Consider the following 11,646-nt stretch of genomic DNA (forward strand, 5'->3'; position numbering starts at 1 on the left):
TGGTTAATTCTCTAAGATTAAAATGTGGTCCCTGATCCCCTATTCCGCCAAAATCATGACCAAGAGAATGTTCCTGAATAATTATATGTTTACCATCAGATCTAGTAAAATGATATTCCCTACTCATAATAGGTTTCTTTGTTATTGGATCGAATATTTTATTTTGATTCTTATCTAATAAATACACTTTTCCAACCTTGGTTGGACTCTGATTCATTGGAATTCCTGCATCTTTTTTAGCTGCTCTAAAAGCCTCTTTCCTCGACGCAAAAATTTTGTCACAAGGATATAAGCTATTAACTTCTTTTAACCCCAACGGGTCAATCCAAGCCAGTGGGTCAGGAACGTAGCTATAGGCATTTTCACCACCAGCCAGTCCGATAGGGTCTTGGCTGATGTAGCGGGCGGTGTACGGGTCGTAATAGCGGTAGCGATTATAGTGCAGCCCTGACTCCTCGTCAAAATACTGCCCTTGAAAGCGCAGGTTTTGTGGTACGGTGCGGTATTCTATGGCGAGGTTGCCATAGGATTTGTAAACACCACTCCAGACAATGTCGCCATTCGCCGTTATGAGCTCTTGCGGGGTGCCGAGTTGGTCGTTGAGGTAGTAGTAGATTTGCCCACCCCGTCCACGACCGACTAACTGCGCCATCGGCCTAAAGCCGGTGCTGCCCGGCTCGTAAATGTAACTGATGCAGCGGTAGTCTTGGGCTTTGGTGTGTTCATTGCGGATTACCTCTACACTAAAGTCCGCATCATCGGCATGGCATTCCGTAATAAGGTTTTCACCTTGCCAAAAGAACAGCGTTTTATCGCCCGTTTGCATGTTGGTTTTGCTGATTCGGCGACCAAAGGCGTCATACTCATAACAGTGTACGGTTTCTACCGTTTGATGGAAGTCTTTGTCGTTTTCATCCCAGTAGTGGCGAATTTTTTTAAATTCAATAAGCTGATGTTGCCCATTCCATTTAAATTGGTGTTCAGTATGTTGCCGTTTACCGCGTAACTCTCGAATCACATTGCCGTATTGGTCGTACTGATAATGCCGGTCACCTTGAATCAATAAGCGGTTAGCCTTGAGCTTGTTGCTGTGGGGGCAGGGTGCTTTGGGGGTGCCATGGGTTTTGGCAGTAGATGATGCGTGTTTTAATTCATCAAGTGGCTTTTCACTGCCCAGTAAGTTATCGGCTCCGTCAAAATAAAAGTGCTCATGATAGCCTTTATAACTTAGCTCATCCGGTAATTGCCCTTGGCTATAAGGTTGGTGGCTAGCGCTACTGAGTCGGCTTTTTAAGTCGTGGGTAAAGGTTTTTACCCCCTTTGTAGTTGTCGGTCATTTGGGTGAGCTCACCGGCAATATTATATTGGTAATGACGTTCAATCGGTTTATTCAGGCTGTCTTTGACCCTGACTTTTTGATTAAGCAATCGACCACGGCTATCAAATTGCTGATGACAATTGAGTTCGCCAAATCGCCCCATGCTACGGGCAATTTCATTGCCTTCCTGCCAGCGGTGGGTTGATAGTGTTTGACCGTTTAGGTCGATTTGGCTGACTTCATCACCTCGGTAACTTAAATACCGTTAAGGTGTTTAATTACGCTTAGTGGTTATAATGAATATTTTATCCATTTATCATCACCAATGCTAAACCTCTCTTTTTTATCTACTCGCCACTCATTATTTTTATAATGTAAAGTATAACGGTAGCGTGATTTAAACCCTGTATGTTGTTGGGTATAAATAGTAACTTTATTGCCCTTTAATTCTTCTATTTTTATTATCTCTTCATCTGGTGAATATTCGGGTGGATTTCTATACGACAATGCGGCTTGCCGACCATATTTTCGTTCTTTCTTTGTGCAAAACTTATCAAATATAGTATTTAATTCATTAACTATTTGTGAACGAAACTCACCTAATAAATTATTGTCCATTATTGAATGACAGTGTAATTCCCAATGATTCATAGCAATAATAAACTCTTTTAAGGTATTTTTTGCGTTTTCAATATTCATTTAATTCACCTAATTGTTAAAAACTTCATATAAAACCTTTTTCCCATCTTTTAAAACTGTATATTTTATTTGAGTTGGTCTTGTCCCCCCATTACCATAAATAAAATCCCATTCAATATCTACAGCTCCATGCTCTTTAATATAGTCTTTGACATTTTTTTCAAATTCTCGATATTTTCCTCGATTAACAGCGGGTAATTGAGGGAATACATTCCCTTTACCGCCACTACCGCCCAATATTCTACCTAAAATATGACCGGCATCATCACTACTATAACCTAAAGAACGAGCGTGCTCTCGAGAAGATTTATTCGTACCAGTCCCAGTACCTAAATCTTCTGGTCTGACTCCAACTTTTGCGGAAAGTATTTCACCATTTGCACCATATTCTATATCTGGACATAATCCTTCGAGCCCCAACGGGTCAATCCAAGCCAGTGGGTCAGGAACATAGCTATAAGCATTTTCACCGCCAGCCAGTCCGATAGGGTCTTGGCTGATGTAGCGGGCGGTGTACGGGTCGTAGTATCGGTAGCGATTATAATGTAACCCTGACTCCTCGTCAAAATACTGCCCTTGAAAGCGCAGATTTTGTGGTACGGTGCGGTATTCTATGGCGAGGTTGCCATAGGATTTGTAAACACCACTCCAGACAATGTCACCATTCGCCGTTATGAGCTCTTGCGGGGTGCCGAGTTGGTCGTTGAGGTAGTAGTAGATTTGCCCACCCCGTCCACGACCGACTAACTGCGCCATCGGTCTAAAGCCGGTGCTGCCCGGCTCGTAAATGTAACTGATGCAGCGGTAGTCTTGGGCCTTGGTGTGTTCATTGCGGATTACCTCTACACTAAAGTCCGCATCATCGGCGTGGCATTCCGTAATGAGGTTTTCACCTTGCCAAAAGAACAGCGTTTTATCGCCCGTTTGCATGTCGGTTTTGCTGATTCGGCGACCAAAGGCGTCATACTCATAACAGTGTACGGTTTCTACCGTTTGATGAAAGTCTTTGTCGTTTTCGTCCCAGTAGTGGCGGATTTTTTTAAATTCAATAAGCTGATGTTGCCCATTCCATTTAAATTGGTGTTCAGTATGTTGCCGTTTACCGCGTAACTCTCGAATCACATTGCCGTATTGGTCGTACTGATAATGCCGGTCACCTTGAATCAATAAGCGGTTAGCCTTGAGCTTGTTGCTGTGGGGGCAGGGTGCTTTGGGGGTGCCATGGGTTTTGGCAGTAGATGATGCGTGTTTTAATTCATCAAGTGGCTTTTCACTGCCCAGTAAGTTATCGGCCCCGTCGAAATAAAAGTGCTCATGATAGCCTTTATAGCTCAGCTCATCCGGTAACTGCCCTTGGCTATAAGGTTGGTGGCTAGCGCTACTGAGTCGGCTTTTTAAGTCGTGGGTAAAGGTTTTTACCCCTTTGTAGTTGTCGGTCATTTGGGTGAGCTCACCGGCAATATTATATTGGTAATGACGTTCAATCGGTTTATTCAGGCTGTCTTTGACCCTGACTTTTTGATTAAGCAATCGACCACGGCTATCAAATTGCTGATGACAATTGAGTTCGCCAAATCGCCCCATGCTACGGGCAATTTCATTGCCTTCCTGCCAGCGGTGGGTCGATAGTGTTTGACCGTTTAGGTCGATTTGGCTGACTTCATCACCTCGGTAATAGTGGGTTAAGATGTTACCATCAGGCAGGCGCATTCTAAATAAGCGTCCCGCTTGGTCATAATCAAAATATTGACTACTAAAGCCTTGGTGCTCTTGCGTGATGCGTCCACATTTGTCGTATTGCCATACCAGTGGCCATTTGCCATCGTCCACCTCATTGAGTCGACCAAATCCATCATAGTGGTAGGTGACCTTTTGCCCATCAGGCAATATACGGGCTGTTAACCGTCCGCAATGGTCACGCTCATAGGTGGTAATTAAGGCGGTGTCGTCTTGCCGAGTATCGCCGTATTCTGTTCGCTTGATTATCTGGTCATTAGCATCATAATCCCAAACGATATAGCGCCCATCAAACAGTTTTTCTGTTTTTACTTTGCCACTCGGCGTGTAATCAATATGATAATGGTCGCCATTGGCATTAATAATGTCGCTAATTTCACCATGCACATTGTCATAGAAGTATTCGCTATAACTGTTGTCGGGATAACGAATGCGTTTAATCAGCATGGTGTTGTCATGATATTCGTAGCACGTTTCACGCTGCTTTTCGTCAACTTCTTTTGTTATGCCACCATACGGGTTATAGCTAAATTGGCGTGAACTACCATCCGGCCAACGTACGGCAGCTAGCCGTCCAGCATCATTCCAGACCAACCGAGTTGCTGGTAGTTGGTCAATCGCTTTTTTATGCTCATATTGTTGCGGATTGCTGGTGCTTTCAAACACCAGTTTACCCATGGCATTGTAACGGTAATAGGTGATTTCACCACTGCGACTTTGGTATTCAAGCAGTTGCCCCAGTGCGTTGATGGTATAGTGTTCGCTAGTCTCATCGCCATAGCGGATAGCACTTAATAGGCCGCTATCGGTCCACTGATAGTGCAACTCTTCTTGCATGGGGTTGATATAGCACAGCAGTTGTCCATCACTATCATATTCCCATTTTTCTTTGCTTTTTTCACTGGCATCGGCACTGTACTGTATACGCTCCATTAATAAGCCACGATTAAAGCGTTGCCATAAACGCTGACCATCGGGATAGGTGACTGATATGCAATTGAGCTCACCGTCATAGCGATATTCGGTGGTATTGCCTAAGGGGTCGGTTTCGGCTAAAAGCTCTCCTTCTTGACCATAGTGACGTTCAATTGTTGCACCACTCGGTGAAATATGCTTAACCTGACGAGCGGATTGTTTATCATGCACCCATATCTCTTTTGAGCCATCGGCATAAATCGCCGTAGAAGTGCCCGCCGCATCATCCCATTCATAGCGTATTTCTGTATTGGGAATATTACTCCAGTGACGCAGTGCTCGCACCGCTTTGCCTTCACCTTGCCATTCCCAATAAAATTCGGCGCCACCGGCTAAACGGCGTTGGCTAAAGACATAATCGTCACGATACGTATAACGCTCCGCTTCGTTAGCCGGATTGATGGCTTCGCTAAGTTGCCCGCGTTCATCATAGGTGTAGCGAATAATCGGCTCGGGCACAGCATCACTCAAGGTAATATGCCGTTTTAAGCGAATTTCGGCTAGGCGGTGACCTTGCTCGGTGGCAATATAATCAAACAGTAAACTGGCCCCCGCTGGGTTTTCTAATCTTAATGGAGATGTTGTTTTTTCTGAGAAAAGCCGGTTATTTTACCGCTATTATCCGCTAAACGGTTAACATGCATGACCCAACCATTTAAACTGTCCGAGGTAAACAGGTATTCCTGCTCTTGCTCTCCTAACCAGACTGCGGTTTTCGCCATCAAATTAGCCGATAAGGAAATCGCCTTGTCGGGCATGGGTAGGGAAATGATAAGATTTTGATGGTCAACCCATTTAATGGTTTCGTCTTTATCATTAAAGGTAAAATGATGCTGTAATGAGTGGCTCCAACCATAACCAAATACTGAGCTCACTTCGACGGCGGTGGTACGATATTGTCGTTGGAACGTAAAAGGATAAACTCCTAATAGTGTCGCATCATCAAGTAATAACAACTCTTCACCGGTGACCATGGAGATAGGGCACCCTGTTTTTGTGCATTTTTTCGTTGATTGCGAGGCGGTATCGTTATGGGTGCTTCCTGATGAGGTTTCTTTTTTGTGTTCAATTTCTAGATGTGTGTTTTGCTTCGCTCCGGCTCTAGTTTCTTTATTTAATTTTGTCATTAAAGTGTTTTTCATTTGGTGTACTAATTTAGCCACTTTCTCGAAAAAATCTTTGACAAGATTTGTGAGGGACTTCAAAATAGTTTTTAAAATTTCCCAGATTTTTTTTACTAATCCAGATGCTTTTTGGGCAACTGAGGTTAAGCGATAAGCCATATAAGCCAAACCAACAGGGCCCGCAACTAATGACAGCAAAGCGCCAAATATTAGCCCGCGAAGGATATCGCCCAATATGTTTCCACCAAGCGAAACCAGCTCCGGTAAGATATTACCCCATGGATACATTTTGATATTTAATAATACGGCGTTAGCAATTAAGTAAATCGCACTTTCATCACTAAAAAATGCCGCTAAATGTAGCGCAAAATCTTTGCTTTGCTCAAGCGATGCTTGAATATCAATGTTAGGTATATCACCAATAATATCGTATAATTTTGCTGCACCATCATAAATCATTTTTCCGTATTTTACTGGGTCGGTAATAACGTTATAAGCCAGTTTAATGTCATCCCAGACACTAATAAAACCATCAAATAAGCCTTTAATGAATTTTTTTATCAGTTCAACAACATCAATACCTTTTTCCCATTGCGGTTTATATTCTTGCCAAGAAGCATTTAACTGGGTGTACATCGCTGACATGAGTTCATCATAAGCTTTGAATAACTTTTTGTTGTTTTCCACTAAATTGTTATCGATTGCTTCAGCAAAATAGGATTCATTTACCGTTAAATCAGTAAATACGGCTCGCCCTTCAGCGTCGGTTTTTTTCTCGTCAACCGTTTCGTTAAACCACGTAGAATTATATTTAATTAATTTAATTAAAACATCAGGAATCGGTAAATTAAGTATTGACTCGTGCTTAAGCACAACTTCTATTTTTCTATTCTCTGGACAGGTTATGGTGGTGGTTTCGATACTCTTTTGTTCGTAACTGGCTTTTTTATCGTTATTATTAATAGACAACACCCTGTCCATTTCAAAGGTCGGACCGCCCAAAGCACCGGACGTTTTATTAAAGGCTTGAACACACCAATCTTCAAGTATTTTTTTGTATTCTTCAGTTAATAAGGCTTTTCGTTTAAATAAGTCTAAATCGCGTTCAATTGATTCAATGTATTCCATAACATTCCTTATTTATTACTAAAAAAGTCAGCGTTTAAAATTTCAAATGGATTGGTGGCTAATTGCAACTCTTGTTGTAACGCTAAAACTAATTGCTGTGTCATTTGGCTATCTGCCGTTTTTGATTTATGCTTAGCGGCTAGGTGCATAATTTTTTGTTTGATTAATGCTTCTGGAAAGGCGTCATATAGGGGTAAATTATTTTCTTTTAACCATAACAACATATTACTGATTAAAGGTGTCAGTGTCGTTTGCACTAGCGTGTCAATGAGTGGCTGTGGCACCTGCCACCAAGGCGAAGTTTGCACCGCTTGCTCAACCGGTACATGCACCACATGTGATTGGTGATTAATCCAGTAAAAAGCAAAAGCAGGCAGCACGTCTTGCCAGCTATCGGTAAAATAATCAAGCATGATTGACAAATATTCGCCATCCCAGTAACGAAAAAACACTGTTTCACCATCGGGCATAATCGCTTGGGTTAGGCTCCGTAAATGGGCACAGATGTCTGCAAAGGGTAAATGAGAGCGTGCTAGCCAGCCCCAGTCTTTGTGCTCAGTGTTATTAATCCAATCTAAAAAGGGACTATGCTCATCAAGCCTAACTAACATAGGCATAACAGAAAACCAGTGCTCGTAAGGCGTGCCACTATAAAGACCATAGGGCGTTTGTGAGCCATCAGTGATATAGTAGTTTTTAACCGCTTGCGCATCACTGACATTAGAAAGTACGGCATACAAAGGCATGGCAGAGGTAGCGGTAATCGTGCGCCATTGAGACAGTGGCATAGCTAACATAATCTGCCCCTTGCATTGCGCAATAAAACCAACAAAGCTAAAAATCCGTTTAACTTATAAAAGACAAGAAAGGGATATTGAATAAAGCGATTGATGATTAAAGCAATACGACTAACAACAAGCTCCATGATATTTACCTAAATTCCTTTAGAAAGTATTAAGAAACCGAAAAATAAAGATATTTTTTAGTTAAGATAAGATTATTTTTTATTCTATGCAACCTTTTTTTAGTCTATTTTTGCTATTTTTTACTTATTTTGAAAAATCAATACATCTGTGTCAGGTTGTTACGCTTGGCGTAAATGTGAATCAAAATTAAAGGGGGTATTTGATAATATCGAAGCACTTTATTGGCAACATAAAGTATTAGCTGCATCAAGCTTAATGCACCATATTAGGAATATGGGCTATGATGGAGCAGAAAGAACGGCAAATCGAATATGATAAAAATCATTCAGAAAAGCAATTGATTTTATTGAAGTTTTTATTTTACTAAATAATAGTAAATAATAACGTTACTTCTTTTGCGACAAGGCTATTTTATGATGCACTGCCCGATATATTTAAATATTGGGCGTATGTGAATACTAACTTTTTTGTAACGAATATTTGCTTTGCACTAACTGGCTATTAAAGGCTATTTTAGCTATTTGCTATAGTCTTAATAAGCGTTTTATCAACCATATAATCATCTTCTTTTCAAAACAACCCGCAGATCTTCACCTACCATCGTGGTCGATTCGAACTGAAAGTTGGGTGCCATGGATAATTTTTGTAAATTAGGCAATATACACATATCGTTCGAATTATGCCCAAGTAATTTTGGCGCATAATAGATAATCAGTTCATCAACTAAGTCTTGCTCTATTAGTGCGCCAGCTAAGTGTGCACCAGCTTCAACCCAGACGGAATTTATGCCTTTTTTTCCAAAAAGTGTTAGTAAATGAACTAAATCAATATGATTTTGGGGAGAAGATTCAATAATTAATTGAGTGTTGGGTTTATTGATCGCAATATCTTGTTTGCGCACTATCCATATCTCGCCCAGTTGCTTAAAAATATTTTCTTCGCCTGTTAGTTGATTCTGACTATCGATAATGACTCGTATGGGTTGCCGAATATTTTCAGGAGGATAAATTTGTTTTATGTCATCAGGCAATTGTGCATGCCTGACTGTTAAGCTCGCATTATCCGTTTGTACCGTCATGCGAGTGCTCAATATACAACTTGCTTGCGCTCTGTATCTTTGTACATCTTGCCTTGCAATACTTGATGTTATCCATTTGCTTTCACCTGATGCCATAGCGATTTTACCGTCTAGCGAGGCAGCTAGTTTAAGTTGTACATATGGCAATCCAGTTCGCATTCGCTTTAAAAAACCTTTATTAAGCGATTCAGCTTGAGCGGCTAATACTCCAACAATAACCTCAATTCCCGCATCACGTAATCGTTTAATTCCATTACCTGAAACATCGGGGTTGGGATCTTGCATAGCAATCACAACACGTTTAATTTGCGATCTAATTAAGGCATCAGCACAAGGAGGCGTTCGCCCAAAATGACTGCAAGGTTCCAATGTCACGTAAGCCGTTGCACCTTGTGCGGCTTTTCCAGCCATGTTAAGTGCGTAAACTTCGGCATGTGGTAATCCTGCTTTTTGATGATAACCCGTGCCCACAATCTGATTATTTTTTACGATCAGGCAACCGACATTAGGATTAGGTGACGTGGTAAAACGACCCAACTTAGCGAGCTCAATAGCTTGCTGCATATAAAAATAATCGTTATCGTTTATTATCATTTAGGGTGTTATTTCTGTTGTAATTTGGCAATTTCATTACTAAATTGTTCGATATCATCAAAACTAAAATAGACCGATGCAAAACGGATATAAGCTATTTTATCAAGCTTTTTGAGTTCTTCAATAACGTAACGACCAATTAATTTCGCTGGTATTTCACGTTCGCCTGTTGATCTAATTTTTGATTTTATACGTGTAATAGCATCTTCAATCGAGTCAAAGCTAACAGGGCGTTTTTCTAAAGCTCGTTTTATACCATTGCGTAATTTATCTTCATTAAATGGCTCACGAACTTTATTACTTTTAATGACATTAGGCATAATTAATTCAGCAATTTCAAATGTGGTAAAACGCTCATTACATTCAACACATTGTCGTCTTCGACGTACTTGAAAGCCTTCACTAACAAGTCGAGAATCAATCACCTTAGTATCATTTGCATTACAAAACGGACAAAACATAATAATATCCTTATAATGACACAATTTAGATTACAATAGCTCAAAATTTTGATTTAAACAAGATTGATTAGTATTTTCTATTCTTGATGAGATGTATATTTTAGCGTTAAGAATAAAGGGAGCTATTTAATGAGTAAGATTAGCTAAGCGGTAAAGTAAGACAATTGAGAGCATTATCACTCAATGAATTAAATGCCGCCGATTTCTTGGCGGCAGTACAAAATTTACCATTCTAGCTTCATTAAAAAATTACGTAATTTGGTAAAATCATTCGGCATATAATGGGAAAGTAGTGTCATATCTGCTCGTTCAGCTAATGCGTTAGGAAGTGCAATTTGCTTGCCAAGAATATTTTCAACGACTTCTTTAAATTTAGCAGGGTGCGCAGTACCTAAAAATAAGCCATATTCACCCTTTTGTAACTGATCACGTAAAGCACGATAAGCAATTGCGCCATGTGGTTCGGATAAATAGCCTTTTTGATCGAGTTCACAAACGGTTTGTTTAGCAACTTCATCAGAAACCGCCGCATGAGCCAGTGATTTAAGATCCCAACCTTCACGCTGATAAATTTCTTCAATTCTAGGCCAGTTATTGGGTTGACTAACATCCATTGCATTAGATAGCGTTGCAATTGTTGTATGTGGTTCCCATTTACCAGTTTCTAAATATCGAGGTACTGTATCATTCGCATTAGTTGCTGCAATAAAACGCTTAATTGGTAAGCCCATGGTTTTTGCAAGTAGCCCAGCGGTTAAATCACCAAAGTTGCCACTTGGAACCGAAATAACTAATTGCTCACGTTGTTTGGGTGTTAATTGAGCGTAAGCTTCAAAATAGTAACATATTTGAGCGAGTAATCGGCTGATATTGATCGAATTAGCAGAGTTCAAACCAATTTTAGTTTTTAATTCTTCATCATCAAATGCCTTTTTCACTAATGCTTGGCAGGCATCAAAATCACTTTTGATGGCAATGGTATGAATATTATCACCAAGTGTACAAAAGAGTTTTTCTTGTAATGGGCTGATTTTTCCTTCAGGGTATAAAATAACGGCCCGAATATTCGGCAAATGATAAAATGCATGGGCGACAGCTGCGCCTGTATCGCCAGATGTCGCAGTTAAAATAGTGATTTTTTTATCTGCCGCCACTTGAACTAACGCTTGTGCCATAAATCGCCCACCAAAATCTTTAAATGCTAGTGTGGGACCATGATAAAGCTCTAATGAACCAATATCTGCTTCAACGGATGCTATGGGAGCAGGAAATTGAAAAGCATTTTTAACTAGTCTGTACATATCATCACTGCTAATTTCATCACCAATAAAAGCAGATAATATTTTGGCGCTACGAGTAACAAAATCAAGATTTAATAATGATTCAATTTCGTTTATGGAAAATTTAGGGAGTTCTTGGGGAAAGAATAGGCCTTGGCCTTTTCCTAATCCTTGTTGTACCGCTTGAGAAAAACTAACTTGTTCTGAATGATCTTTTAAGTTATATAATTTCATAATTATGTTCCGGTTATCTTTAATCTTTCACTTTTACTGCTATCAGCTTGAACAGTAAAAAGTTAACGTATTTTTTAGATTTAGTCCTGTTT

The 11,646-nt window shown here is 40.3% G+C and carries 11 protein-coding genes; 2 read left to right on the plus strand and 9 right to left on the minus strand.

The annotated features are described in order from the left end of the window. Nucleotides 1-1,063: RHS repeat-associated core domain-containing protein (locus A9G42_RS14495; protein WP_179854642.1), on the minus strand; the 1,063-nt coding region annotated here is incomplete at its 3' end. A gap of 71 nt (nucleotides 1,064-1,134) precedes the next feature. Here A9G42_RS14495 and A9G42_RS13960 point away from each other — a divergent pair. Beyond that, on the plus strand, nucleotides 1,135-1,272 hold the full coding sequence (locus A9G42_RS13960; RefSeq protein ID WP_179854643.1) for a hypothetical protein: 138 nt from the start codon (nucleotides 1,135-1,137) through the stop codon (nucleotides 1,270-1,272). Between the two features lie 2 nt (nucleotides 1,273-1,274). On the opposite strand, the gene A9G42_RS09940 is transcribed toward A9G42_RS13960, so the two are convergent. From A9G42_RS09940 to A9G42_RS09960, 5 genes are all read right to left on the minus strand, one after another. Continuing rightward, nucleotides 1,275-1,481 (minus strand): hypothetical protein, encoded by a 207-nt coding sequence (locus tag A9G42_RS09940; protein ID WP_065653335.1) that lies wholly within the window; start codon nucleotides 1,479-1,481, stop codon nucleotides 1,275-1,277. Between the two features lie 128 nt (nucleotides 1,482-1,609). Next, complete coding sequence (locus tag A9G42_RS09945; RefSeq protein ID WP_065653336.1) at nucleotides 1,610-2,017, minus strand: NTF2 fold immunity protein; 408 nt, start codon at nucleotides 2,015-2,017, stop codon at nucleotides 1,610-1,612. 9 nt (nucleotides 2,018-2,026) lie between these two features. Further along, nucleotides 2,027-5,200: an RHS repeat-associated core domain-containing protein gene (locus A9G42_RS14500; RefSeq protein WP_065653337.1), complete on the minus strand. Its 3,174-nt coding sequence runs from the start codon at nucleotides 5,198-5,200 to the stop codon at nucleotides 2,027-2,029. Between the two features lie 98 nt (nucleotides 5,201-5,298). Further along, entirely contained in the window at nucleotides 5,299-6,981 is a 1,683-nt protein-coding gene (locus A9G42_RS09955) for a DUF6531 domain-containing protein (protein WP_065653338.1), read from the minus strand. 8 nt (nucleotides 6,982-6,989) lie between these two features. Then, complete coding sequence (locus A9G42_RS09960; RefSeq protein WP_065653339.1) at nucleotides 6,990-7,778, minus strand: DUF4123 domain-containing protein; 789 nt, start codon at nucleotides 7,776-7,778, stop codon at nucleotides 6,990-6,992. Between the two features lie 276 nt (nucleotides 7,779-8,054). Between A9G42_RS09960 and A9G42_RS13965 the strand changes: the two genes are divergently transcribed. After that, nucleotides 8,055-8,222 carry a hypothetical protein gene (locus tag A9G42_RS13965; protein WP_179854644.1) on the plus strand — a complete coding sequence of 56 codons (168 nt, stop codon included), beginning with the start codon at nucleotides 8,055-8,057 and terminating at the stop codon, nucleotides 8,220-8,222. 244 nt (nucleotides 8,223-8,466) lie between these two features. Here the strand turns inward: A9G42_RS13965 and ribD are convergent, their stop codons facing one another. The 3 genes from ribD to thrC all read right to left on the minus strand — a co-directional run bounded on the left by ribD (nucleotide 8,467) and on the right by thrC (nucleotide 11,554). Further along, entirely contained in the window at nucleotides 8,467-9,579 is a 1,113-nt protein-coding gene (ribD, locus tag A9G42_RS09965; protein WP_065653340.1) for a bifunctional diaminohydroxyphosphoribosylaminopyrimidine deaminase/5-amino-6-(5-phosphoribosylamino)uracil reductase RibD, read from the minus strand. A gap of 8 nt (nucleotides 9,580-9,587) precedes the next feature. Then, the gene (nrdR, locus tag A9G42_RS09970) at nucleotides 9,588-10,040 is read right to left on the minus strand and encodes a transcriptional regulator NrdR (protein WP_065567847.1); all 453 of its coding nucleotides are present in this window, start codon (nucleotides 10,038-10,040) and stop codon (nucleotides 9,588-9,590) included. Nucleotides 10,041-10,264: 224 nt separating this feature from the next. After that, the gene (gene thrC / locus A9G42_RS09975) at nucleotides 10,265-11,554 is read right to left on the minus strand and encodes a threonine synthase (RefSeq protein ID WP_065653341.1); all 1,290 of its coding nucleotides are present in this window, start codon (nucleotides 11,552-11,554) and stop codon (nucleotides 10,265-10,267) included. Between the last annotated feature and the right edge of the window lie 92 nt (nucleotides 11,555-11,646).

It is taken from the genome of Gilliamella sp. Nev6-6, assembly GCF_001690605.1.
GTDB classification, from domain to species: Bacteria; Pseudomonadota; Gammaproteobacteria; order Enterobacterales; family Orbaceae; genus Gilliamella; species Gilliamella apicola_C.

Coding starts and splice junctions, on each gene's coding strand:
- A9G42_RS09960 (WP_065653339.1), bottom strand. CDS start 7,778: ATGTTAGCTATGCCACTGTCTCAATGGCGCACGATTACCGCTACCTCT.
- A9G42_RS13960 (WP_179854643.1), top strand. CDS start 1,135: ATGATGCGTGTTTTAATTCATCAAGTGGCTTTTCACTGCCCAGTAAGT.
- ribD (WP_065653340.1), bottom strand. CDS start 9,579: ATGATAATAAACGATAACGATTATTTTTATATGCAGCAAGCTATTGAG.
- nrdR (WP_065567847.1), bottom strand. CDS start 10,040: ATGTTTTGTCCGTTTTGTAATGCAAATGATACTAAGGTGATTGATTCT.
- A9G42_RS09955 (WP_065653338.1), bottom strand. CDS start 6,981: ATGGAATACATTGAATCAATTGAACGCGATTTAGACTTATTTAAACGA.
- thrC (WP_065653341.1), bottom strand. CDS start 11,554: ATGAAATTATATAACTTAAAAGATCATTCAGAACAAGTTAGTTTTTCT.
- A9G42_RS09940 (WP_065653335.1), bottom strand. CDS start 1,481: ATGGGGCGATTTGGCGAACTCAATTGTCATCAGCAATTTGATAGCCGT.
- A9G42_RS09945 (WP_065653336.1), bottom strand. CDS start 2,017: ATGAATATTGAAAACGCAAAAAATACCTTAAAAGAGTTTATTATTGCT.